The organism is Alteromonas sp. AWJ4_197 (genome assembly GCF_056160285.1).
Window position 1 is genome coordinate 476,949 of the sequence record NZ_JBSWWW010000001.1, and the last position, 24,398, is coordinate 501,346.

Sequence of the window (24,398 nt, forward strand, 5' to 3'; positions counted from 1 at the left end):
CAGGCTAAAAAGTAAGCACTTACTTTTTGACCGGTCTGGGCCAGTTAGCAATCACACGTTGCTTGCTGCGTGCAATTGCCAGCGCCTTATCTTCTACGTTTGATGTGATGGTTGAACCGGCACCTACCGTTGCTCCCTCGCCAATCGTTACCGGTGCCACCAGCGCTGAATTAGACCCGATAAAAGCATTTTCACCGATGATCGTTTTAGATTTATTTACCCCGTCGTAGTTACAGGTAATCGTACCTGCACCGATATTCGCACCGGCCCCCACTTCAGCATCGCCAAGGTAAGTCAGGTGATTAGCTTTCGCACCTTCTCCTAACACGGTTTTCTTCATTTCCACAAAGTTACCTACTTTGGCGTTAGCTTTCATCACTGCGCCCGGGCGTAAACGGCCGAAAGGCCCTACAGTACAATGCTCGCCTACTTCCGCTTCTTCAATGATTGAATTGGCTTCAATTACCGCACCGTCAGCTACCGAACAATTCCGTAAAATACAATTCGCACCGATTTTTACGTTGCTGCCAAGCGTTACCTTGCCTTCGAAAATTACGTTAACGTCTACCGCCACATCATTGCCGGTAATCACTTCGCCGCGAATATCGACACGGGCAGGATCCGCCAGCGTCACACCATCCATCATCAGCGCATGTGCCTGACGGGCCTGTAAGGCTCTTTCAAGTGCTGCCAGTTGGGCGCGGTTATTCACGCCTTCCACTTCTTCAACAGCATCCGGTTGGGCAGACTGAATTTGTTTGCCTTCCGCTGCCGCCATGGCAATAACGTCTGTAAGATAATATTCGCCCTGAGCATTATTGTTGCTCAGATTACCCAGCCAGCGTTTTAAATCACTGCCCGCCATCATCATCATGCCGGTATTGATTTCTTTAATTTCACGCTGGGCATCAGTGGCATCTTTGTGCTCAACAATCGCAGTGATGTTGTTGTTCTCGCGAACAATACGCCCCATACCAGTAGGGTCGTCGAGTTCAACGGTCAGCAAGGCAAGATCGCATTCTGCTTTCACCGTAGCCAGCCGCTCCAGCGTCGCTTTCTGAATTAACGGCGCATCACCTACCAGCACCAGCACATCTTCGTCGTCTTTGATGTGAGGCACAGCCTGCTGAACCGCATGACCTGTACCCAGTTGTTCTGCCTGCAAACACCAGTTCAGATTTTTACCCGTTACCGCTGCCTGAAGCTGATCGCCGCCATGTCCGTAAACCAGATGCACAGCACTGGCATTAAGTGCCTCAACCGTATTGATTATACGCTGAACCATCGGGATCCCACCGACAGGATGGAGGACTTTAGGTAATGAGGACTTCATACGGGTGCCTTTACCGGCGGCGAGGACGACTACAGAAAAAGCCATGGATTATCCTTAAAACAATGCTGCACATAAAAATTGACGGTCTAGTGTAACCACATGCTGGTGACAAGTCAGCGACATCGTCAGTTATTTTCGCAGGGGAAGCGTTATTCTTTAGTATCGGGCAGCCCGGAATCGACGAATCCGGGTAGTAGTTTCATTGGTGAAAAGGTATACTACGCGCTCATATCTTAGTCATCTATCTATACAGAACAGGCCAGGGAGAGCAGGTAGTCTGTGAAAACGTTCAGGACACTTCACCGCAGTATTTTACTGTTATTTGCAGTGGTGGTGATAGCCATCGTGACGCTCGTTCACTTCAGTGTAAATAAAATTGTGGCGGAACAAAGCCGTGCGCAACAGCAATCGTTGTCGCCCGCAATTTCTCTTATCGTTAATCAGTTACTTAAACCCCTTCATGTGTCTGAGGCTCTGGGCCATTCACGTGAACTGGTAGAACTGATGGATAAAGATCAGGTGAACGAAGAAGACATTTTCACAGCGCTCTCCCGCCTGGAGGAAGAGTTCGGCCTGTACTTCTTTATCGCCAGCGAAAAAGCCCGCATGCAGTACAACTCTGACGGCTCCACCATTCCTCTGGTGAAAGGTGAAGTAAGCTGGTATTTCAAATACAAAGAGCGTCCGGAAGACCGTGTGGCAGATATCGGTAAGTGGGAAGACACCCATTTTTATATCGATATTAAAATTTACAACGAGAGGAAAGAGTTCCTCGGCTTCTTCGGTGTAGGGAAAAGCCTGAAAAGCTTTATCAGCATCTTCGATTCCTACAAACAGCAGTATGGCTACGACTTTCTGTTTGTAGATGAAAAAGGCGATATTATGTTGTCGTCAGATGCCAACCTGATGGCTGAATATTCCGATTTTACCAACCTGAATGAACTGACCTGGTACGCCAGTCTGCCTGTTGACGTAAAAGATCAGCGTGCATTGAATAACCGGCTGGTGACAATCAATCAGCAGGAGTATCTGATTGCAGAGGTTAAACTCAACCAGTTCAACTGGACCGTGTTCCTGCTGAGCCCGCTGAATAAACGCCAGGCGGATATTTCACAAGCATTTGTCATCAGCGTAGTGACCCTGCTGGTTGTGGTGTTCTCACTGTTTTTGATGATTTATCACCTGCTGTATTATTTCCGCAAAGACATGCAGCCGGATATGGTCATTCGTAATACCCAGCGCCTGCCGGATCGCCAGAAAATGGAGGCGGAGTACCGTACCCTCCTCGACAATCACTCATCTGTCAGTGTCATTATAGTGGGCGTGGATAACTTCCCGACAATCAACGATACCTACGGCCGCAATACCGGTGATGAGGTGCTGGACAAAGTGTCAGGCCATCTGCTGACCAGTATCCGCACAAAAGATATTCTGGGCCGCTGGAGCAGCGAAGAGTTTATTATACTGCTACCGGAAACCGGTCCCCACGAAGCCATGGATATTGCTGAATCCTTACGTTCGGGCATTGCCAGTATGGACACCAGCGACATGCAACCGCAAATCCAGCTGACCGGTTCATTTGGCGTGTCCTTCTCGGCATCCAGTAAGCCGCTGAACGAATTAACAGCCAACGCAGAAGATGCCTTGTATCAGGCCCGGCGCGACGGCAGTAACCGCGTGTGTAAGCAGTTAATCAGTTAAATAAGAAACGCCCCGTTCAGGGGCGTTCTGCCGCAGTCTGCTTTTTCCCGTTCCGGACCAACCGTCCTGCCACACCGGTAGTCAACGCAACCCCGAATAGTATAAGCACACCACCTGTCATCGTTTGCAGGGACAGGGTTTCGTTGAGGAATAATATTCCCCAGATGATGCCGAATAAGGGGACCAGATAGCCGACAGATATGGCTTTGGCCGGACCGGCACTGGCGATGAGATGGAAATACAGCAGGTACGCGATGCCGGTACCACCTGCTGCCAGCGCCAGCGCATTCACCCATGCAATGGCAGATGGCATGGCTTCGGGCAGAGTTGCCAGGGAAAACGGAAGCAGGAAGAGGGATGCCCATATCTGACTGCCGGTGGCAACGACCAGGGGACGCACACCGCTTAACCATTTTTTCATGGCGCAGGCTGCCACACCATAGCAGGCAGTAGCGGAACAGGCGGCCAGAATTGGCACAATACTTACGTCACCGCTACCGGTTTTATGTGCGCTCAATACCACCACGCCGATAAATCCGGTGAGCAGTCCGGCCAGAGAAGACAGGCGCAATTTATCTCCCAGCCACAGCAGTGCCACCAGAGCACCGAACATAGGCGCAGTGGCATTCAAAATGGCATTGATTCCGGCTTCCAGATACAGGCTGCTATAGTTGAACAGCACGAAGGGTATTGCCGTATTGGTTAAGCCGATAAAAGCAATTTTCCAGCCGTGAGCCCGGATATCCCGCCATCCTCCTGCAGCCAGCAAGAACGGTAACATGATCAGCGTTGCCATTGCAGTTCTGACTTCCACCAGTGCAAATACACCAAACTCAGGTGCAGCCACCCGCATAAAGATAAATGAACCACCCCAAATCGCCCCCAGTATTACCAGGGCGAACGTATCTCTGGCTGACATGCGTTACAGCGCTCCTTCTAAAGCTAATAGTTGTCGTTTTCTGTTCAGTCCGCCGGCATAGCCGGTGAGTTTACCGTTAGCACCTATCACACGATGGCAGGGCACAACGATGGCCAGCGGGTTTTTGCCATTGGCCAGTCCCACAGCTCTCACACCTTTGGGATTTCCGATTGCTCTGGCAATATCACCGTAGCTGCAGGTTTTGCCATAGGGAATGTTGAGTAATGCCTGCCAGACCTGTTGCTGAAAGGTGGTACCGGCTGCGGCCAAGGGTAAATCAAAGGTTGTCCGTTTACCGGCAAAGTATTCCTGTAACTGGGCACAAGCCTGCGATGTCAGTGCAGAGGGTGTTTCTGCGATGTCGTCAGACTCTGTGAAGCGGATAGCGGTTATCCCCTTTTCGCAGGCTGTAACCTCTACCACTCCGCAAGGGCTGTTTGTTGTTTCGTTATACATGCGGGTTTCATTATGCATCCGGTTTTTCCTGTTTTAGCTGATCGGCCATGTGCCAAAGTTGTAACGTCAGGTAACTGCGCCAGGGCGCTGCTTTTTGCGGTTCGGGATTGAGCTTGTCTGCCACCTTACGGACAATCAGATCACCGCTCAGGTACCGGTCGGGATCACTTACGCCCCGCATCATCAAATAGTCAATGGTCCAGGGACCAATCCCTTTCAATGCCAGTAAGGTACTTTCCTTATCACCCTGAGCGCCGGTTAAGCGGTCCTCCTGAGCATAAAAGCCGGCCAGATTACGCAGCGCCTGCTTTCGGGCACCGGGCATCCGCAAAAAAGCAAGATCACTACCGGCTACCGCTTGCGGTAAAGGAAATGCTCTGCCTTCTCCGGCAGCCTCTCCAAGCTCGTTCACCAGTAGTGCCACGTTGTTGACTGCTGCTTTAACTGATACCTGCTGCCCCAGAACTGCACGGCAACCGGCTTCGAACTCACTCCACACGCCGGGCAGCCGTAACCCCTGAACAATGTCGCCGGCCGGGATCCCGGCCGCTGTCAGCGTCTGATTAATCAGGTGAGGATCGGCATGTAAATCCAGTACACGGCTGAGGTTATCCAGAACGGCTCTGGCTCCCTGCAGAAAATCAGTGACCAGCGTAACTGCAAAGGCAGAGCGTTGCGGCTGATGCTCTGCCACCACGGTTCCTTTACCATCAGGGCCGCTGAATACCCGCCGGTAAGTGTTATCAGTCACCGATTCCGTACCGGCTATGGCTCGGCCGGAAAGAAAATGCTGAACATGCTCCCAGTTGTAAGGCGGACGATAATACAACATAACCTTGATTACCGGTGTGACATCCCGGCCTGACGCTTTGCTTCCCCGTATCTGGCCGGGTGACATAGACCAGGTTTGTTTCATAGCAGCCTGCAAGCGTCTGGCAGAACCAAAACCGGCGGCAGCGGCAACAGACTCCACAGACATATCAGACTGCTGTAACAGCCGTTTAGCGAACAGTAGTTGCTGATATTTCTGCCACTGTGCCGGTGGCATGCCAAGCCGTGAACTGATGAGTTTGCGCAGGTAACGTTCTGAAATACCCAGCCGTTCAGCAATTGTCGTTACCGGTTGCGGGGGAATGGCACTCAGCAGGGTTTCTGCGCGTTTTACGGTCGTATTCACACCATTCCATGCACCCGATAACGGCGCACTGTCGGGGCGGCAACGTAAACAGGGGCGGAATCCGGCGTGCATTGCCTGTGCGGCATGGTAATAGTAATCCACATTTTCTTCTTTAGGCAGCCGCGCGGGACATACCGGACGGCAGAAAATACCGGTGGATTTCACCGCAACGAAAAACTGACCGTCAAAGCGGCTGTCCCGTGACAGGCGGGCCTGACGGAAACGTTCAGTATCTTCGGGTTGTATCGGTGTGGCGGTCAAAGCCGGTGCTCCTGCCATTATCTTCAATAGCAGGCAGTGTATAGTATTTTCATCATCCGGGTGCGACGAAACCGGCACTCACTGATAAACAGTGTGGCGCCGGGTTTACAACTCAGCGGTACAGCATCTGACCACGCATCTTTGCCAGTTCAGCCAGCAGACGGTTTTGCAGGGGGTGAGGGACGCCGGATTTGTCCATAGCGTTAATCAGCAAATCAACGGTGTGATTGAAATGGGTTTCGGTAATGTTCATACCGGCATGAACCTGTTCCATGGTGTCACCGGTGTAACTGCAACCACCGCCGCTGACCATACAAATCTGCTCTTCCAGCTTGGCACGGAAGCGGTCTATATCACTGCCTTCGAAATAAGGAAGAATAACGGGGTCATACTCAATCTCAGTCACGAAGTTATTTACGATCTCCTCGACTTTCTGTCTCCCGCCAAGCTCTGAATACAGTGTCTGATTGTGACTGGCGCATCCGTTTAAAAGCAGCAGAAAAAAAATACCGGTTAGCAACTTCACCATAACTGGCCTCCGAGAGATAAGTAAATGCCATTCTGATCCGGTGCACCGGCGATACTGCCAAGTTCTGCCCACGCCAGGGTGACATTGAAAGATTTAGAAGGAATATAGGTAACAAATACGTCCCACCAGTCTTCTTCTCCCAATCCCAGGTTATCCGGCTTCTGCCGGTATTCGGCCCCCACAGCAACATGGCGGTTAAGCAGAACCCCTACCGAACCTTCCATCATCACTTCATAGTCGTCATCCGCGGTGTGACCGAAGCCCAGCAACCCCATCTGGTTCGCATTTGTCATTCTGGCGGTGAGATTCCACACCAGGTTATAACCTGCCACAGCGCCAAGGTGCACTTTAGTTGCCGACACATAAAAGTCAGTACCACTGTTGTCAGCACTGCCGAGGGCGTAGGCAATAGCATCATCCTGCAATTCTTTGAACTGAACACCGGCACTGATTTGCGGTAAATCAGAATACACCACATCACCCCACAGCCTGACTTTTGCGCCGTAGATGTTCTGCGAAATATCTCCGCCGATGGTGGTCAGGTCGAAGGTTTGTCTGGCAACAGATAACTCAACGCGGTCATACAGTGACACACTGGCGCCGGCAACCTGCAAACGGTAATCGTTCAGATTCACGCGGGTGAGAAAGGCATTGACTGACACTTCGCTATCGGTGTCGTAGCCGGACAAGGTGGCCCAGGGCACAATACCGCCTCCGCCGCTGCCCTCAACCTGATTCAGACCGGCAGTACCGGTGAGTTTGCCGGAACCGGCCAGCGCCGGCAGTGACACACTCAATAACAAAACACAAACCCGTTGCAGCAATGTCATGTTGTCTCCGTTCGTTGTATACCGTAGTGCGTGGAACCCAGCCATTCGTACATAGCGGGTACAGTCAGTGGCCGGCTGATGAAGTAGCCCTGTGCAATGTCACAGCCACCGTCTTTTAAAATTTGCAATGAGCGTTCATCCTCTACCCCTTCTGCCACCACACAAAGATGAAAAACCGCTGCCAGATTCAGCACGGTACGCACAATTTGCTGATCGCTGTCGTCGCTGGCCAGTTTGAGCACGAAGCTCTTATCAATTTTGATGGTCTGCACCGGTAAGGTTTTTAAATAAGCCAGTGACGAATATCCCGTGCCGAAATCATCAATAGCAAAATGAAAGCCCATGGCTTTAAGTGTATTCAGATTCCTGATTGCCAGCGCCGCATCTTCCACTAAATCACTTTCTGTAATTTCCAGTTCCACATCAGAAGGAGTAAGCCCTTTAGCGGCAATCTTTTCAGCCAGACTCTGCATCAACTCAGGGCGCTGAATATCCTGAGTGGATAAATTAATCGCCACAGAAAAAACATAGCCCTGCTGCCGGAATCCCGCAAGGTCGTCTAAAGTGCGGTCCAGTACCCAGGTGGTCACCTGCTCAATCAGACCAGCCTGTTCGGCAATGCCGATAAATTCATCCGGTGGCACAAATCCCAAACTTGCACTGTTCCAGCGGATGAGTGCTTCCACGCTGCACACCCGGTTAGTTTGTAAGTGGACTTTGGGTTGATAAACCATGGACAGCTCTGTCTGGTCGCCGGTAAGCACTTTTTTCAGTTCGGTGATAATAGTAAGCCGGCGCAGATACTTGGTTTGCATTTCTTCTTTGAATGCAATGAGCCAGTGATCATGTTGCTTGCTTTCATCCGACAGGATATTAATTTTCCTGAAGACCTCTTCGGTGGTATCTCCGTCTGACGGGCAACATAAATGAGCAAAGAAGACTTTCATGGGGATCACCAGACCGTCGAACTCCACCGGTGCTTCCAGTTGCTGACGAAAGGCATCGATAGCAGTTTCATCCAGCGGCACATCGGGGACTAACAGAAAATCACCGCCGGCGAGTCTGGCCGCCATGCCGGGCCATGACAGGGTTCTCTGCGCCATGGTTTTTATGCAGAAGTCTCCGGTGGTATAACCATACAAGTCGTTGATGGTACGGATCCCCATAATATTGATACCAAGGATTTGCAGCGTTTCGCCGGCATCCAGGCGCTGGTTGAGCTTTTCTTCAACAAAATGCCGGTTATAGAGCCCGGACAACATGTCGTGCTGAGCCTGAAACAGAATGTGATCTTCCCGTGAGCGGATACGGGCTTGCATGGTGTTAAATGCACGGGCCAGTTCGCCGATTTCTGACACTCTGTCGTCCGACTTGACCGACTCCTGATAATGGCCCTCTGCTATCTCATTAACAGCAGTCACCAGCTGGTTTACCGGCGTGCTGACCCGCTTTGCTAAAACCATCGAAATAGCCAGCGATAACACGATGATGCCCAGAGCAATCACAATCACCACCGTTTGCAGATCCAGCACACTCAGGTACTGTTCACTGACATCCAGCGCGATACGAATTTTGACCGGGATATGGTCAATTCCCGGCAATTCCAGTTCTCTGACTTCATACAGGCTTTCATCCTGCGCCATGATCCGGAACCAGTTGATTTCCCGATCGCTGCGCACAATAAGCCTTGCCGCAAAATCATGGGGAAGGCTGCTGTTCAGCACACGGGCACTGTTGTCATCGGACGTAATGATCACTTCGGCCTGCACCACTTCGCTTAACAGGGCGAGGAAGTTGTCGTCCAGTGCAAACGCCGCCCCCAGATATCCGATAACTCTCGGTGCCGCCACCGGCGCTACCACGGCGTGGTACAAGGTGTCATTCATAAACACATAATCACGGGTTATTTCACTAGGGTCTATATTGCGGTAGCGTTCGCCAAAGGAGCGGTCAGCTGACACCAGAATATCGTCCGGAAAGGAAGTAATCGTTTCATCCTGAAGATTCAGCATCACCAGAAAATCAAAGTCCTGTCTGGCATCCATAGTCTGCAGGGCACTGTTGATGGTGGGCGGATCGTAACTGGCAAATGCGGCTCTGAATTCATAGGCCGTGGATAACGCTTTGGTTGATGCGTAAAGGGCTTTGGTGCGTTCCTCAACAATGTGCTGCAAAATGTTAGTGTCGATGGCGAGTTCTTTTTCCAGATTCTGCTGAACCAGGTCGTCAGTGGCATTCCAGACGGATAGCAGAATTAACCCTGCGGTCAGCACGGTGCTGCCAAGCAGAATGCGAAACAGGCTGTGCCGCAGAGACAACGATCTCATCATCAGTTTCCGAACTTCTTACTACCGAAAGTGCGTGACTTTTTCACAGGCTCAGCCGGAATGGCAGCTTTAAGTGTCAGGGTAATGCTTTCACTTCCGGCAGACTCATCCAGACTGACTGTTTCCTGCCGGCTTTGCACAATATCCAGTTCCGGGTGCCATAACGTGACGGACTGAACGCCGTCGGGGATCACAACACTGCCATCGTTTCCAGTGATAAATACCCGGGCATTTTCATAAACATAGACGTACCCAATCATCTGGTCATGAATATTGCATCCCAGCGCGACGATACCGGGTTTATCAAATTCCACAGGATCCGCTGACAACCCGCTATACAGCTTAATTTCGAAAGGTTTCGCCTGTGAAAAGCTGTATACATGGTGGCGGATATTGTCGCTGTTTGGAAACGTAACAGACGTACCGGCAGGTACGGCCAGCACGTGAGGCACGAACTGTTTGTCGACCTGATCCATGACCGCTGTGCCTGCTGCAGGAGTGCTGTCAGAAGTCACACTGACCACGGCATTGACCACCGGCTTGCCAGCCGGGTCGACGATGGTCAGGTTTTTCGCCTGCACGCCGCTAGTAATCAACAGCAGATAAGCGGCTAAGGTAAGCGCGAAGGTTTTAAACTGCATAAACACGGCACCGGGCATCAGGGCATGGGTTATCTTTTAAACATAATCCATGGGGTCAAAGCGCGCAAACTGTGGCAGGGTATTTTGTCAAAGTTGATAAAATCTTTGCCCGTACGCATAATACAGCGCAAATAATAGCGCAGTTTCACGGAACGAAATTGTCATATAAAACGACGGAGTTTTACTTGTCTACAGGCCTGTCAAAATTGGTTATCCGCGCATGCATGGCATTGATGCTGGCGTGCTCATGTGTTGTCGCCGTGGCTGCAAATGAAGCCTGGCTGGACGACTACGCCCGCTATGTGAAACGGGAAGCCATTAAATACAACGTGCCGGGCTATGCCTTTGTGTATTATCAGCAAGGAGAAACACCCAAGGTATACGTGTTCGGCCGCACAAAGAAAAACGGTGAGATGATTGACGGCGATACGGTGTTCCGGCTCGCATCTGTATCGAAATCTTTTACCGCCCTGCTCACTGCAAAGCTGGTACAGCAGGGGAAAATGCGCTGGGACATGCCGGTGAGCGAACTGGTACCGGATATTCCGTTCACCGGTCAGGGCATGGATACGCTGCAACTGCAGCACATTGTCAGTCAGTCCAGCGGCTTTATGCCCAACGCCTATGATAATTTAATAGAAGCCGACTACTCACTGGAGCGGGTACTGCAACAGCTCGCCATTCTCGACCCGTTGTGTGCTCCGGGTGCCTGTTATACCTACCAGAACGCCATGTTCGGAGCGATTGCCTATTATCTCGGTATGCAAAATACGTCTTATCACCGCCAGTTGGATGAACAGGTGTTTATTCCCCTTGGAATGAAAACGGCCAGTGCCGGCAAAGCTGCACTCATGGCATCAGAAAGCTGGGCCAGACCGCACATTGCCATTGCACGCGATAAGTGGCGTGAAGGCATGGTTGAGAGCAATTACTACCGGTTCGCACCGGCAGCAGGTGTTAACGCCAGCATTAAAGACATGACCATCTATCTGCAGGCTATGCTGGGGGAATTCCCCACTGTTGTTCCGCCGGAGCTGATTGAAGAAATAACCACGCCGGTGGTGAAAACCACCCGCGAAGTTTACCGTCGCGGCTGGCGGGAGCATCTTAACAGCGCGTGGTATGGAAAAGGCTGGCGAATTTACGACTTTGACGGCAAACGCCTGAATTATCACAGTGGCTGGGTAAAAGGTTACCGCGCTGATGTGGCGTTCTCACCGGAATACAAAGCCGGCTATGTAATGCTGATGAACGCCGAATCCAACATGATTAACTCCACCACAGCGGAGTTCTGGGACCGGTACTTTGAGCAGGCTGATGAGAAGAGAGCGCTCGCACAGACAGAAGAAAACAGGCCGGCAGCCGGCCAGTAAGCCGCGAAAAAACAACACTCACAAAAAAGGCAATGTTCACCGGAACATTGCCTTTTCTTTATCTACTTAAAATGCCGCGCTGTTTACGAGCGGGTTTTCATATAAGTATAACCACTTAAACAATTTTCGTAGAAGTCAGTCCATTTCACCGCTTCACGGGGGTTTAAGTTGCCGCTTGAAATCTGACGGTCAATCATACGCTTCACATCAGACGCCATAGCGCGGGGGTTGTACTGCATGATTTCCAGTACATCCTGCACCGACGATCCTTTCACCACTTCCTCGATGTAGAAGTCTTGTGGATCATCGTCGTAGCTGAAGATGTGCACTTCGTTCAGACGACCGAACAGATTGTGCATGTCACCCATTACGTCCTGGTACGCTCCGGTCAAGAACAGACCAACGTAATAAGGCTCGTCTTTCTTCAGCTTGTGCATAGGCAGAATATCAGTGATTTCACGACCTGCCGTGAACTGGTCAATCTTACCGTCACTGTCACAGGTAATATCCACCAGCGAACAGTTAACCTCCGGCTTCTCGTCCATGCGCGTTACCGGCACGACAGGCAACAACTGGTCGATAGCCCACGTATCCGCTGCTGACTGGAATACCGAGAAGTTAGCCAGATACTGGGAAGACAAGCTGTAATCCAGACCCTGAATTTCTTCCGGCACATACTCCGCTGTGGAATAGTGAGCCTTCAGGCGCGTCATGATGCGCCAGTACAGGGTTTCGATTTTACCCAGTTCATCCAGAGTCAGTACGCGCAGTTTAAACGCATCCATTGCCTGCTCTTTCCACTGGGAAGCATCGTTAAACACTTCCTGCATATTCTTTTGTTCATCGAAGGTTTCTGACAGCTCACGGATATTGCTGACAAATACATGTTCACCTTCTACCGGAGTCACATCCACTTCTGCCATATCTGAACGGATTTCACCCACGATTTCAGTAATTACGCAGCTGTGGTGCGCAGTAATCGCCCGGCCACTTTCGCTTACCAGGTTCGGATGCGGCACGCCTTCCAGGTCGCACACTTCTTTCATGCCGTATACAACATCAGAAACATATTCCTGCATGTTGTAGTTACGGGATGATTCATTGGTCGAGGCACTGCCGTCGTAGTCGATACCTAAGCCACCACCCACATCAACATAATCCAGCGGGAATCCTAACTTGTGCAGCTCAGCGTAAATACGTGCGCCTTCGGTCATAGCTTCTTTTACAGAGCGGATGTCTGTTAACTGGCTGCCGATATGGAAATGCAGCAGCTTGAAGCAATGCTCCATACCTTCATCCCGCAGGAAACGGGCTGCTTTTAAGATTTCAGCGATGGTCAGGCCGAATTTGGCTCTTTCACCACCGGAGCTTTCCCACTTGCCCCGGCCTTTGACGGTCATTTTTGAGCGCATACCGATTATCGGGTCGATATTCAGCTCTTTGGCCGTTTTAACCAGCAAAGTGAGTTCTGAATACTTCTCAATCACCACAACAACGCGGCGACCCAGCTTGCGGCCAAGCAGTGCAAGCTTCATGAACTCTTCGTCTTTATAGCCGTTCAGTACGGTCAGTGAATCTTCGTTAGTATTCAGTGCCAGTACGGTGATCAACTCAGCTTTTGAGCCGGCTTCCAGGCCATAATTAAAAGGTTCGCCGGCATCAACGATTTCCTCTACCACTTCGCGCATCTGGTTTACTTTTACCGGATAAACGCCCTGGTATTCACCGTTATATTCCGCCTCAGCAATGGTATTGCGGAAGATAGTGTTTAAATTCGCAACCTGCGAACGCAGCACATCGTGGAATCGTACAACCACAGGAAACTGCACGCCTTCTTCGCGGATTTCGTCAATTACCGCTTTAAAATCAATTCGAATGCTGGGATCAGAGGGGACAGGAGTAACATGCACGTTACCGTTGTCACCAATGGTAAAGTAACCGCCGCCCCAACGTGAGACGCCGTACAATTTTTCCGCTTCTTCGATGCTCCACTCAGCCAATTGTTTTCACCTTAAAAAATCAAACGCCCTGTCTCAGATACTGGACAAGGCGAGTTGTGGATTATTCGTCATATTTTGGAGCGCCATTATAATCGTCTTGTAAGTCAGTGCTATGAAAATCGTCATAATTTTATGTCACAAAAAACGAATATCTATTCACTGGCATTATGATGCAACGCACGCTGGCTGCAGACCAAAAAACAAACTGCCAGTCTCTCACCATACCGACATTTCTCTGAAGCGCAAATGTTAAGAAAAATCGCTTTCCCGTTCTCATCCGTAAGCTATTGTTATAGAAAAGGCTCAGCGTAAGCCTGCCAGAGATAACACGAGGAAAGTAGCATGAGTGCCCCTGCAGATAATCCGCGACGCCCCGCCATTTTAACCATTGATCAGGGCACCACATCCACCCGCACAATCGTGTTTGACGGGCAATTTTCACCGGTCTTCACGGCGCAGGAAGAATACCCCCAGCATTATCCGAAACCGGGCTGGGTCGAGCACAATCCGGAAGATATCTGGCAAACCACGCTGAGTACTGTGAAAGAAGCACTGACGTTCAGTGACAAGGAAGGCTATCATGTTGCCGGTATTGGCCTGGTGAATCAGCGGGAAACCACCGTGGTTTGGGACAGACAGACCGGAGAAGCGATATATCCGGCCATTGTATGGCAGGACCGGCGTACAGCATCCCAATGTAATAAAATGAAAGATAAAGAAGAATGGCTGCATCAGCGCACGGGCCTTCGCTGTGACCCTTATTTTTCTGCCACCAAAATCCGCTGGATTCTGGATAACGTGGAGGGTGCACAGCAAAAAGCAGATAAGGGCGAACTGGCTTTTGGCACCATAGACAGCTTCCTTATCTGGCGTTTAACCGGCGGAAAACACCACCTTACCGATACTACCAACGCCAGTCGCACAAACCTTTTTAATATCAATACTCTGGCCTGGGATGACGAATTACTGGATTTATTCGGTGTGCCCGCTTCTATGCTTCCCGAAGTAAAAGATTGCGCCGGTGATTTTGGCTGTCTTGATGAAAGCGAGTTCGGCTGTGCAGTGCCGGCTTACGGCGTGGCAGGCGATCAGCAGGCTGCGCTGATTGGTCAGGGGTGTTTTCAGGCCGGAGAAGCAAAAACAACCTTCGGCACCGGATGTTTCGCGCTGGTGAATTCCGGCGACTCACCGGTATTTTCCGGCCAGAATTTACTGACTACCGTGGCTTATACCATTAACGGTAAAGCCTGTTATGCCATGGAAGGGTCAATCTTTGTGGCTGGCGCGGCGGTACAATGGCTTCGGGACAGTCTCTGTATTCTTAAGCATGCGGCAGACTCAGAAGCACTGGCCAGTCAGGTAGAAGATGACCATCAGGTTGTGGTGGTACCGGCGTTTACCGGCCTGGGCGCACCTTACTGGGAGCCGATGGCGCGGGGCGCGATTTACGGTTTAACCCGTGGTTCCACCGATGCTCATATTGTTCGCGCTACGCTGGAATCCGTGGCTTACCAGACACAGGATCTGGTTGACGCGATACACAGTGACGGCATATGCACGACGGCAATAAACGTGGATGGTGGCATGGTACAAAACAGCTGGTTCTGTCAGTTTCTTGCCGACACGCTGGACATTCCGGTGAACCGGCCCGAAATCATGGAGACCACTGCGCTGGGTGCTGCATTTCTGGCCGCCCTGCAAGCCGGATGGCAATCAGATTTACATGCATTTGCAGGTATGAACCCCTGCGATTCTGCATTTACGCCTGCGGCAAACAATGCCTTAAGAGTAAAACGTAAAGCCCGCTGGCAGGCAGCGGTGAAAGCCACGCTGATGATGGCAGAAGCAGAGAGTGTGCTATCGGAATAAATAAACATTTGTCTATACCATTGCTCCGTTAGCCTGTTCCGGCTTGTACAAAACAGGGGATTTGCGTAGTGTTGGTCTCCTCTTATAAAGACAATATTTCCGGGAATCATGTTAAAACAGCTCTTTTTCGGCAGTGCACTTCTCACTGCCACCGGCGCTTTTGCCGCCACACAGGTTTCACCTGTGGGTGAAGCGGTGAATCTGAATAAATATCGTGAAGATGTAAAAATTCTGGCCAGTGATGCCTTTGAAGGCCGCGCACCGCTTTCTGCCGGTGAGCAGAAAACCATCGACTATCTGGTCACACAGTTTAAGAATATCGGGCTGGCTCCGGCATTCGGCGACAGTTACATTCAGAAGGTTCCGCTGGCGAAAATCAGTGCTGACCAGGATATGACACTGACCATCGGCGATCAGTCTTTCGAAAACGGGGCTGAGTTCGTGGCCCGTACCGAGCGCATATCTGCTGATATCACGCTGAATGACGACGTTGTGTTTGTGGGATACGGTATTAACGCGCCAGAATACCACTGGAACGACTACGCGGACGTTGATGTAAAAGGCAAAACCGTTATCGTGCTGGTTAATGACCCCGGTTTCGCCTCACAACGCAAAGACTTCTTTAACGGTAATGCCATGACCTACTATGGCCGCTGGACATACAAGTACGAAGAGGCAGCCCGTCAGGGTGCTGAAGCCGTATTTATTGTGCATGAAACCATGCCGGCGGGTTATGGCTGGGGAGTAGTACAGGCTGGCGGCACCACCACCAAATACTCGTTAATTGATGACAACGATAACCAGTCAAAAGTCGGTGTGATGGGCTGGATGCATCTGCGCGCTGCACAAAAAGTATTTGAAGCAGCGGGACTTAACTACCGGGAAATGAAAGCAAAAGCCTCAACACCGGGTTTCAAAGCCGTTGATTTAAACGCTAAAGCCACGCTTAAACTGCACAGCACATTCGAAATGGCGGAGTCGCAGAATGTTGCCGGTATCCTGCCCGGACACACTACACCGGATGAGTGGGTTGCCCTGCACGCACACTGGGATGGTTTAGGAAAAGGCACTGAAAATGGCAAGGAAGTGATCTTAAACGGTGCCGTAGACAATGCTTCAGGTGTTGCCGGTGTACTAAGTCTGGCCCGCGTAATGAAAGGAATGAGCGAGAAACGCCCCAATGCCAGAACCATGATGTTCGGCGCGTTTACTGCCGAAGAAACCGGCCTGATTGGGGCTGAGCACTTTTCACTGAACCCGCCGGTGCCGGCTGAAAATATTGTGGCCTTTCTGAACATTGACGGCATGAACGTGAATAAAGCCACCGACTATATTCTTCAGTACGGCGAAGGGTTGTCGGAACTGGAAGATTATGTGGCGAAAGTAGCCAAATCACAGGGCCGTTTCGTGAAACCGGATCCCCGTCCGCAAAATGGTTTGTTCTTCCGTTCAGATCACTTTGCTGCGGCAAAACAGGGTATTCCGTCTTACCTGTTCATGAGCCTGGGAGACACTGACCCGTCGTTTATTGCACAGCGCTATCACAAAGCAGCCGACGATTACCTGCCGGAATGGGATTTAGGTGGCGTAGAGCAGGATTTGGATTTGATTGGTCAAATCATGGCGCAACTGGCGAATAACGGCGACTGGCCGGAATGGACCGGTGAGTCCGACTTTAAAGCAGCACGGGAAGCGTCTAAACAATAACCCGGCCTTATCACAGGCGCTTACGGTGATACCTGAGCGCCTGGCTATCTTCCCTAATCCACGCTTAACTACCTCCTGCCGGTAATCTTTGCCGGATAATGCCTTCACTAAAGATCTTTCGCCGCCAAAATTTCGCACTCTCCACACTTCACATTAGCCGTTTGATTTACATATATTTTTGATCGTATCAGCAAGCTTTTATCTGGTACGTTTTGTACGAAAAAGCTGGCCTTAGTGCAAAGAAACGCAAAGATACGTAAAAGCACTAGACTAAAGGCGAATAATAATGTTTCGCATTTAGATAATCACTTTGGTAGACTCCGTCCCGATTTTTATATTACGGATTATTTACCGCCAATCGGGATATGACTCAATGAAACCTGGAACTGTAAAAACACGTTACACCATGCTCGCCTCTGCCATCATTGCCTCTTTTTTTCATACCGCTTCTTTTGCACAAGATGAAGCGCCGGCTACACCGGACGGCAGCGATATCGAACATATTGTTATTTCAGCGACCGGCTTCGAACAAAAACTAACAGAAGCACCAGCCAGTATTTCCGTTATTTCTCAGGAAGACTTACAGTCACGCCAGTTCATTACGCTGCTGGATGCCGTGCAATTTCAGGAAGGTATCGACATTGGTACTACCCGCGACAAAACTGGCCAGGGCACAGTCAGTATGCGTGGTCTTACCGGCGAATATACGCTGCTGCTTATTGACGGCGTTCGTATGAACAACCACGGTGACATCTACCCGAATAACTTTGGCGGTAACGCGTTCGGTCACGTACCACCAATGGAAGCAATTGAGAGGATCGAAGTGATCCGTGGTCCGGCTTCTACTCTTTACGGTGCCGATGCACTGGGCGGCGTTATCAACGTCATCACTAAAAAGCGCTCTGAAGACTGGACCGGCTCTATCAACTTTGGCCGCAGCATTCAGACTGACGACCAGTTCGGTGACGACATCACCACTGACTTTTTTGCACAAGGCCCGCTGATCAAAGATTTGCTGACACTGGGTGTACGGGGCAGCATGTACGAGCGTCAGGCATCCAACCCTGAATTTACACCTGATGTGGACCCTAACGGCGATATCCATATCCGTGAACTGGGCTTCGGCAGCGGCGGTAAAACCGTAGACAGCGACAGCAAACAGTTTGGTTTTACACTTTTCTTCACACCGTTTGAAAACCAGAGCTTCAAGCTTGATTACGACAACTCGAATCAAACCTACGACAACACCCCGACTTACAACATCGATACCGGTGAAATTTCTTATCCTCTGGGTACCAAAGATAACATCGAGTCTATCTGGGCAGACCGCCGTGGTGTGGTTAATCCCCGCGCCGGTTACGCTGCGGATCAGGAGTTCAACCGTGAGTGGTGGTCGGTGACTCACCAGGGCCAGTTTGACGGCTTCTCATCAATGGTAGCCTTGTCTCACGTAGACACGACAAACGATGGCCGTACGTTACCGTTGAGCGTAGCAGAACGTTTATTACTGCAGGAAATGTATGACGGTACAGGTGCTTACGAAGGCATGACAGAAGAAGAACGTAAAGCACTGGCAGAAGATACTTTCCTGCCGCGTCCGGAGCGTCCGCTGGAAAGCAGCCAGTATACGCTTGATGTGCGCGTCGATATTCCTGTAACAGATGTTATGGGCGACCACAATATCGTGCTTGGCGGTCAGGTAATCGACGGGGAACTGCTGGACGGCGTATTCGGCCTGGAAGACAGCAATGCAGGTGGTGTTCAGGAACAAAAAATGTGGTCGTTGTTTGCAGAAGACAACTGGAGCCCGAATGACTATCTGACACTGACGGCCGGTGCCCGTTATGACGAGCATGACGTCTTTGGCAGTCAGGTTTCTCCGCGTATTTATGCGGTTTACACCTTCAATGATAACTGGACCGTTAAAGGTGGTGTGAGCACCGGTTATAAAACGCCGAACACCACAGATCTTTACGACGGTATCACCGGTTTCGGTGGCCAGGGTACCTCGCCGTTCGCAGGTAACCCTGACTTACAACCTGAAACCAGTGTAAACAGTGAAATTGCTGTTTACTGGAACAGCGATGCAGACCATAACTTCAACCTGACTTACTTCAATACACAGTTTGAAGACAAAATTGCCAGCGGTGATACGGTTTACAGCTGTGAAGTCACCGGCGGCGTGCGCCCTTGTGTTAACTTAGGTGATTACGACCAGCTGGGTTATCAGACTTACAGCCAGAAAATCAACATTGATAAAGTTGATTTGCAAGGTATTGAAATGGCCGGCCGCGTACAGATCAGCCCGGAGTGGTTCGTTACCGCTAACTACACCTGGACTGACAGCGAACAGAAAAGTGGTCCTGAAGCCGGTCAGCCACTGACCAACACTGCAGAGCACATGGCTAACATTACCGTAAACTGGGATATGACCGAAGACTTCAGTGTTTATCTGCAGTCGCAAATCCGTTCAGACCGCTACCGTGGCTGGGACAGCACACTGGATAAGCCGCTGTACTACAAAAACTATCAGCTGATGACGCTGGGTGCCCGTTACCGTATTACTGAATACGTGTCGGTTAATGCCCGTATCAACAACCTGCTGGACGAAGATTTCACGTCTTACACCACTGAATACAACGATTTGAATGGTGACGGCAGTTACGAGTATCTCACCGGTCGTGGTGTGGTAAGTGAAGTCGTATTCCTCGACGACTACAACATCAAAGACCGCGCCCGTAACCTGTGGGTAGGCGTTAACGTGAAGTTCTGATGTAAAACATCACTAACGTAAAACAACATAGCCGGTATCCTTCGATACCGGCTATTCTTTTTTAAACGGCTTCTAAACCGCGCAGCGTAAATTCATCTGCCGGCACCCGGACCTTCTCAGGCACCACAGCATCTTCAAGGCGGTAACCGGCCGCGCATATGACACAGGCATTCAGTCCGCGCTCAGTGAGCCCCAGTGCCTTGTTAATTCCGGCAGGACTAAATCCTGTCATCGGGCAGGTGTCCACTCCACGAAGCGCTCCTTCAGCAATCAGCGAACCCAGTGCGATGAAAGCTTGCTGCTGCGCTACCTGCACCTTTTGCTCAGGTGTCTGACCCGCATAATAAGACTTAATGTAATCGGCATAGCCTGCCTGACTACCTGCTTCCGCGCTGGTCTGAGAATAGATGCGGTCAAAGTATGCATCCACCGTTCTGTCTGTAATCTCAGTTTCATTGGCAAAAATAAACAAATGAGAACAGCTTGGCAGCTGTGTCTGACCAAAGGTGTGCGCCGCCAGTGCATTCAGCGTGTCTCTGTCGTCAATCACGATAAGACGGTAAGGTTGCAGGCCAAAAGCAGACACCGACAGACGGGCCGCTTCAGTCATACCGTTGATGTCCTCATCACTGACTTTTTGTGACGAAAATTGTTTTAACGAAAAGCGTTGGGAAAGTGCAGGAATTAAGCTCACAGATATGTCTCCGTAAAGTAGATGATGGGGCTACTTTAACCGGTTAGCGACAAGATGAAATTAACATTAGTTAAAAACACAGAAATTTGTTTTGAATGGCAGCCATGTTTATTTCGTTACACTTAACACCGGTTAATTTCATCATCTGAACGACACCTTAGAGTACTGCTTACTCTCTTTAAACAGGTACTTCACAATGTTCGATGTCTATCTTTCACAACTCAGTTTAATCCCGCCGGAAACGCCGGATGTTGATTTCCTCAATAAACTGGTTGAACGTCACGTCGCCACTTATTCGTTTAACAATACCGGTGTTTTGCTCCGCGAGACTTTGTCACTGGAGCTCAGCGCCATTCTCCACAAACTGGTGACACGTAAAGCCGGCGGCTTCTGCTTTGAGCACAATAAACTGGTTATGCATTGTCTGGATTCGCTGGGTTACGGCACCCGGCTGGTGATGGGACGCGTCTTCAATAATCATATCCGCGATGTACCCCGTACTCACCGGGTAACACTGGTAACCCTCGACGGTGAAGAATATCTGATTGACTGCGGATTCGGAGCGTCCGTTCCTCAGGCGCCACTTAAATTGAGTGAACAGGGTATTCAGCAGGCCGGAAACAGACAATACACGATTAAACCACTCCCCAACGGAGAATACGACGTGGTGTTGATTAAAGACGGCAGCCCCTTCGTGCTCTACCGTATTGACTCCGCCGTCTATTCGGAAGCGGATTGCACCGCTGGCCACTTATATTCCATCGCCCATCCGCAGGCTGTTTTTGTCAATAATTTAGTGGTCAGTATCAATAAACCTGATCAAACTCATGCGCTGATTAATTACACCCTGACCAGCACATTTCAGGGGAGACAAGAAGAAACCCGGGTGACATCAGCAGAGCAGCTCACCCATATTCTGCAGCGTGTTTTCACGCTGCCGGTGGATACCGCAATATGCCACTTTTTGTTTGAGCGCTATGTGCAACCGCATTTACATCAGGACGGGCAACCCGCTGCACCGGAGCAATCCTGATGAAGTCTCCGTTGCTTCCGGCTATTCTCTGGTCGTGGTTGATGGCATCCTCTTTTGTTGTCTCTGCACAGGTGACCACTTATGCCTCACCACTACCGGTGACATTTCTGCGGTTTCTGCTGGCCTTACTCATAATGACCCCGTTTTATATTGCCGGTCGCAGAAGTCATCCCGCCCCGTTAATTTCGTCAATGAAAGCGGGTGCGCAACTAGCCCTGGTCAGCGGGAGTCTGACCGGATTCTTTGTTTGCCTGTTTACCGCTTTGAAGACCACAACATCCTTGAACACATCGGTGATGTACACCTTCGTTCCGTTTCTCGGCGCACTTACCGGACTCTTTTTTTCCATCCGTACCACCTCCCGTCAGTGGTTCGGCTACCTTTGCGGCGCAGCCGGCGCTATTATCGTATTGCTGTCTACACGCAACGGCGGACTGGTATGGCATTCAGGGGATGCGATTTATCTGGCAGGATGTATTCTGCTCGCAATACATGTTGTCTCTGTACAGCGTTGGTTTGGTCAGTACACCGCATTTGGCGGCGCATACCGTATCATGTTCGCCGGCACCTTATGGTTGTTACCCTTCACACTGCTTGCCGGAGGCTTATCTCAGGTGCAATGGCAAGCCGTCACCTTCTGGCAGATGATTAGTTACCTTACTATCGCTACCACGCTCTTAACGTTTGTACTGCAACAGCGTATTGTGGCGCAGGGCGGTGCGCGGTGTCTGCTCGGGATCAGTTATACCATTCCGGTCTGGGTGGCCTGCTATGAAAATATCAACGCACCGGCAGCGTTATTTTTATCACCGGGATTTGTTGCTGGCAGTAGCCTGGTTGTCATTGCGTTAGTGCTGATCGACAACGGTTTTAATCATAAGGGAGCCGTAAATGGACAAAGCATGCCTGAAAAAACAGCTTGAGGATTTCTTTGGACGTTATCAGTCCGGCATAGACTGGTCGGGTTTAAACTTAACGCCGGAAGTACATGTACTTCCCAAAGGTGAAACCTTATTCAGACAAGGTGACTGTTCAACCAGAGTTTATTTTCTTAACACCGGCCTGGTGCGTTATTACAGTGTGTCAGAGGAGGGAAAGGAGTATACCCAGACGCTGGCTAAAGCTCCCAGAATCGTTGGTTCGACCCGCGCAATGACAATGGGTTTACCGGCTCAATTTTCCATAGAAGCACTGCAGGACTCTGTGGCCATTTCGTTTCACTGGCCATCTTTCTTTGAAAGTATGAAGAATAACCTGGCGTTTATGCAGGCTTATGCGCTGTTCCTTACCGATATTTTTATCAGTAAGGAAGAAAAAGAAAGCATGATGGTGAAGCACTCAGCAACACACCGCTACGTGACTTTTTGCAGCGATTTTCCCGAGCTGAACACCGTACTCACCAAACAACAAATTGCGTCTTATCTGGGAATAACGGCGGTAGCATTAAGCCGCATCCGCGCCAGATTGAATGACAGTGAATCCCCTGAGAAAACCTTCTGACAACGGTGAAGTTGCCACCTGCTGCCCTTCACCGTTACGCTCTCTTTGCACTCTCTCCGGACAACGGGAGAAGATTACACCGTCTTCATGGCGGCGATGAAATCTGCAAGGCGCGCCACTGCGCGCAGCGACTCTTCATGATGGATATTGGCTGCCGGATTACCAAAGTCGTGATCACCACCCGCCTGCACCAGTAAGCCGTCGCGCCGCGGATAAACAGATACATGCTTATTGAAATACTGAATGCCGTACTTCACTTCCGGCTGCGGGATGAGCTTACAGGTTTGCCCCCGGACCGGCGTAATACTGTCATCACCCAACAGGGCTCTGGCACCGTAACCAGTGCAATTTACCAGTGTATTCTCATCGAAGTTGGCAAAGTCAGACGGGCTGGTCAGTTCCCGCGTCACAATTTCACCCCCATTTTGAATAAACTCGCCCATCAGTACCCGTGAATACTCGCTGATATTAAACATCAGTAACGGGTAACGGCGTACGTAAGGTACCGGGAACGGATTCATATGAGCCGGGATATCCCATGAGCGGGGCGTAATATCACCAATGAGATCCCGTTCAAAAGTCGGATACGCAGGCTCACCTTTCGCCTCGTAGTGCCCCGTTTCTGAAAATGGCGTATCTGATGCACGGAATATAGTCGTCCATTCCACCGGCGTACCTGTGAGCCCTAATAAGGTCTGGTACCGGCGAAAGGAAATTCTTGCCATCATTTCCCATTTTTGTGCAAACAAATCCGCATGAGCTAAATCAACAATGCGGGAGTCCGGCGACCAGATCCCCGTTGCAAATGACGAGCGCACATAAGGGGGACGTTCTTTAGCGTAGATTTTAACCTTGTAGCCCGCACGCTGACATTGGATTGCGGTGGTTAAGCCAATCGCACCACAGCCGATAACCGCAATTTCTTTGTTCATTGCCTCAGCGACCAGGGATTCCGCCAGTACAGCAGTCCCCCAGGACAGTGACCAGCCACTGCCGCCGTGCCCGTAGTTATGAACAATGGACTTTGCACCCGCCTTTTCAAGTTCAATTCTCGGTCCCTGAGCGCGGAATGGCCGGGTACACACATTCATAGTGATAATGCGGTCAGGACGAGCTTCAATGCGCTTAAGTGGTGGCATTTGTACCGGTAAGCCGGTGTGTAATTTACCTGATGAAGATTGGGAGGACGAAACACATGCGCCAAGCGCAACACTTGATGCTAAACCCGCAGATCCCTGTAGAAAACGTCTTCTTTGCATAGCTGCTCCAAATTAA

Annotated in this window: 19 protein-coding genes; 8 read left to right on the forward strand and 11 right to left on the reverse strand. The window is 50.5% G+C overall.

Annotated elements, in window-relative coordinates; genetic code table 11:
* Nucleotides 1–19: 19 nt before the first annotated feature.
* Complete coding sequence (gene glmU, locus ACXAGC_RS02055) at nt 20–1,378, reverse strand: bifunctional UDP-N-acetylglucosamine diphosphorylase/glucosamine-1-phosphate N-acetyltransferase GlmU (RefSeq protein ID WP_474841982.1); 1,359 nt, start codon at nt 1,376–1,378, stop codon at nt 20–22.
* A 234-nt stretch (nt 1,379–1,612) separates the two neighbouring features.
* Between glmU and ACXAGC_RS02060 the strand changes: the two genes are divergently transcribed.
* Entirely contained in the window at nt 1,613–3,034 is a 1,422-nt protein-coding gene (locus ACXAGC_RS02060) for a sensor domain-containing diguanylate cyclase (protein ID WP_474841984.1), read from the forward strand.
* A gap of 16 nt (nt 3,035–3,050) precedes the next feature.
* Here the strand turns inward: ACXAGC_RS02060 and ACXAGC_RS02065 are convergent, their stop codons facing one another.
* The 7 genes from ACXAGC_RS02065 to ACXAGC_RS02095 form a co-directional block, all read right to left on the reverse strand.
* Nucleotides 3,051–3,953, reverse strand: a complete 903-nt coding sequence (locus tag ACXAGC_RS02065; protein WP_474841986.1) for a DMT family transporter — start codon at nt 3,951–3,953, stop codon at nt 3,051–3,053.
* A 3-nt stretch (nt 3,954–3,956) separates the two neighbouring features.
* Complete coding sequence (locus ACXAGC_RS02070; protein ID WP_474841988.1) at nt 3,957–4,427, reverse strand: methylated-DNA--[protein]-cysteine S-methyltransferase; 471 nt, start codon at nt 4,425–4,427, stop codon at nt 3,957–3,959.
* Nucleotides 4,420–5,847, reverse strand: a complete 1,428-nt coding sequence (locus tag ACXAGC_RS02075; protein WP_474841990.1) for an Ada metal-binding domain-containing protein — start codon at nt 5,845–5,847, stop codon at nt 4,420–4,422. Before ACXAGC_RS02075 ends, ACXAGC_RS02070 begins: the two co-directional genes overlap by 8 nt.
* 112 nt (nt 5,848–5,959) lie before the next feature.
* A complete protein-coding gene (locus ACXAGC_RS02080; RefSeq protein ID WP_474841992.1) occupies nt 5,960–6,376 on the reverse strand; it encodes a group I truncated hemoglobin in 417 nt (138 codons plus the stop codon).
* Nucleotides 6,370–7,206, reverse strand: coding sequence for a DUF3034 family protein (locus tag ACXAGC_RS02085; protein WP_474841994.1), 837 nt, complete (start codon nt 7,204–7,206; stop codon nt 6,370–6,372). Before ACXAGC_RS02085 ends, ACXAGC_RS02080 begins: the two co-directional genes overlap by 7 nt.
* Complete coding sequence (locus ACXAGC_RS02090; protein ID WP_474841996.1) at nt 7,203–9,536, reverse strand: putative bifunctional diguanylate cyclase/phosphodiesterase; 2,334 nt, start codon at nt 9,534–9,536, stop codon at nt 7,203–7,205. The genes ACXAGC_RS02085 and ACXAGC_RS02090 overlap by 4 nt, the downstream gene beginning before the upstream one ends.
* Nucleotides 9,536–10,174, reverse strand: a complete 639-nt coding sequence (locus tag ACXAGC_RS02095) for a methylamine utilization protein (RefSeq protein ID WP_474841998.1) — start codon at nt 10,172–10,174, stop codon at nt 9,536–9,538. The genes ACXAGC_RS02090 and ACXAGC_RS02095 overlap by 1 nt, the downstream gene beginning before the upstream one ends.
* Nucleotides 10,175–10,398: 224 nt before the next feature.
* Here ACXAGC_RS02095 and ACXAGC_RS02100 point away from each other — a divergent pair, with 224 nt between their 5' ends.
* Nucleotides 10,399–11,547: a serine hydrolase domain-containing protein gene (locus tag ACXAGC_RS02100; RefSeq protein ID WP_474842389.1), complete on the forward strand. Its 1,149-nt coding sequence runs from the start codon at nt 10,399–10,401 to the stop codon at nt 11,545–11,547.
* Nucleotides 11,548–11,630: 83 nt separating this feature from the next.
* On the opposite strand, the gene speA is transcribed toward ACXAGC_RS02100, so the two are convergent.
* A complete protein-coding gene (speA, locus tag ACXAGC_RS02105; protein WP_474842000.1) occupies nt 11,631–13,547 on the reverse strand; it encodes a biosynthetic arginine decarboxylase in 1,917 nt (638 codons plus the stop codon).
* Nucleotides 13,548–13,889: 342 nt separating this feature from the next.
* On the opposite strand from speA, the gene glpK reads away from it, so the two are divergent.
* From glpK to ACXAGC_RS02120, 3 genes are all read left to right on the forward strand, one after another.
* Complete coding sequence (glpK, locus tag ACXAGC_RS02110; RefSeq protein WP_474842002.1) at nt 13,890–15,416, forward strand: glycerol kinase GlpK; 1,527 nt, start codon at nt 13,890–13,892, stop codon at nt 15,414–15,416.
* Between the two features lie 108 nt (nt 15,417–15,524).
* Nucleotides 15,525–17,123: a M28 family metallopeptidase gene (locus ACXAGC_RS02115; protein WP_474842004.1), complete on the forward strand. Its 1,599-nt coding sequence runs from the start codon at nt 15,525–15,527 to the stop codon at nt 17,121–17,123.
* A gap of 373 nt (nt 17,124–17,496) precedes the next feature.
* Nucleotides 17,497–19,896 carry a TonB-dependent receptor domain-containing protein gene (locus tag ACXAGC_RS02120; protein WP_474842006.1) on the forward strand — a complete coding sequence of 800 codons (2,400 nt, stop codon included), beginning with the start codon at nt 17,497–17,499 and terminating at the stop codon, nt 19,894–19,896.
* 61 nt (nt 19,897–19,957) lie between these two features.
* Here ACXAGC_RS02120 and ACXAGC_RS02125 read toward each other — a convergent pair whose 3' ends face one another.
* Entirely contained in the window at nt 19,958–20,590 is a 633-nt protein-coding gene (locus ACXAGC_RS02125; protein WP_474842008.1) for a nitroreductase family protein, read from the reverse strand.
* Between the two features lie 196 nt (nt 20,591–20,786).
* On the opposite strand from ACXAGC_RS02125, the gene ACXAGC_RS02130 reads away from it, so the two are divergent.
* The 3 genes from ACXAGC_RS02130 to ACXAGC_RS02140 are packed head-to-tail and all read left to right on the forward strand — an operon-like array spanning nt 20,787 to nt 23,123.
* Nucleotides 20,787–21,623, forward strand: a complete 837-nt coding sequence (locus ACXAGC_RS02130; RefSeq protein WP_474842010.1) for an arylamine N-acetyltransferase family protein — start codon at nt 20,787–20,789, stop codon at nt 21,621–21,623.
* Nucleotides 21,623–22,546 (forward strand): DMT family transporter, encoded by a 924-nt coding sequence (locus tag ACXAGC_RS02135; RefSeq protein WP_474842012.1) that lies wholly within the window; start codon nt 21,623–21,625, stop codon nt 22,544–22,546. The genes ACXAGC_RS02130 and ACXAGC_RS02135 overlap by 1 nt, the downstream gene beginning before the upstream one ends.
* Entirely contained in the window at nt 22,515–23,123 is a 609-nt protein-coding gene (locus ACXAGC_RS02140) for a Crp/Fnr family transcriptional regulator (RefSeq protein ID WP_474842014.1), read from the forward strand. The genes ACXAGC_RS02135 and ACXAGC_RS02140 overlap by 32 nt, the downstream gene beginning before the upstream one ends.
* Before the next feature lie 74 nt (nt 23,124–23,197).
* Here ACXAGC_RS02140 and ACXAGC_RS02145 read toward each other — a convergent pair whose 3' ends face one another.
* The gene (locus tag ACXAGC_RS02145) at nt 23,198–24,382 is read right to left on the reverse strand and encodes an FAD-dependent oxidoreductase (protein WP_474842016.1); all 1,185 of its coding nucleotides are present in this window, start codon (nt 24,380–24,382) and stop codon (nt 23,198–23,200) included.
* Nucleotides 24,383–24,398: the final 16 nt, after the last annotated feature.

Coding starts and splice junctions, on each gene's coding strand:
- glmU (WP_474841982.1), bottom strand. CDS start 1,378: ATGGCTTTTTCTGTAGTCGTCCTCGCCGCCGGTAAAGGCACCCGTATG.
- ACXAGC_RS02065 (WP_474841986.1), bottom strand. CDS start 3,953: ATGTCAGCCAGAGATACGTTCGCCCTGGTAATACTGGGGGCGATTTGG.
- ACXAGC_RS02070 (WP_474841988.1), bottom strand. CDS start 4,427: ATGCATAATGAAACCCGCATGTATAACGAAACAACAAACAGCCCTTGC.
- ACXAGC_RS02080 (WP_474841992.1), bottom strand. CDS start 6,376: ATGGTGAAGTTGCTAACCGGTATTTTTTTTCTGCTGCTTTTAAACGGA.
- ACXAGC_RS02085 (WP_474841994.1), bottom strand. CDS start 7,206: ATGACATTGCTGCAACGGGTTTGTGTTTTGTTATTGAGTGTGTCACTG.
- ACXAGC_RS02090 (WP_474841996.1), bottom strand. CDS start 9,536: ATGATGAGATCGTTGTCTCTGCGGCACAGCCTGTTTCGCATTCTGCTT.
- ACXAGC_RS02095 (WP_474841998.1), bottom strand. CDS start 10,174: ATGCAGTTTAAAACCTTCGCGCTTACCTTAGCCGCTTATCTGCTGTTG.
- ACXAGC_RS02100 (WP_474842389.1), top strand. CDS start 10,399: ATGGCATTGATGCTGGCGTGCTCATGTGTTGTCGCCGTGGCTGCAAAT.
- glpK (WP_474842002.1), top strand. CDS start 13,890: ATGAGTGCCCCTGCAGATAATCCGCGACGCCCCGCCATTTTAACCATT.
- ACXAGC_RS02115 (WP_474842004.1), top strand. CDS start 15,525: ATGTTAAAACAGCTCTTTTTCGGCAGTGCACTTCTCACTGCCACCGGC.
- ACXAGC_RS02120 (WP_474842006.1), top strand. CDS start 17,497: ATGAAACCTGGAACTGTAAAAACACGTTACACCATGCTCGCCTCTGCC.
- ACXAGC_RS02130 (WP_474842010.1), top strand. CDS start 20,787: ATGTTCGATGTCTATCTTTCACAACTCAGTTTAATCCCGCCGGAAACG.
- ACXAGC_RS02135 (WP_474842012.1), top strand. CDS start 21,623: ATGAAGTCTCCGTTGCTTCCGGCTATTCTCTGGTCGTGGTTGATGGCA.
- ACXAGC_RS02140 (WP_474842014.1), top strand. CDS start 22,515: ATGGACAAAGCATGCCTGAAAAAACAGCTTGAGGATTTCTTTGGACGT.
- ACXAGC_RS02145 (WP_474842016.1), bottom strand. CDS start 24,382: ATGCAAAGAAGACGTTTTCTACAGGGATCTGCGGGTTTAGCATCAAGT.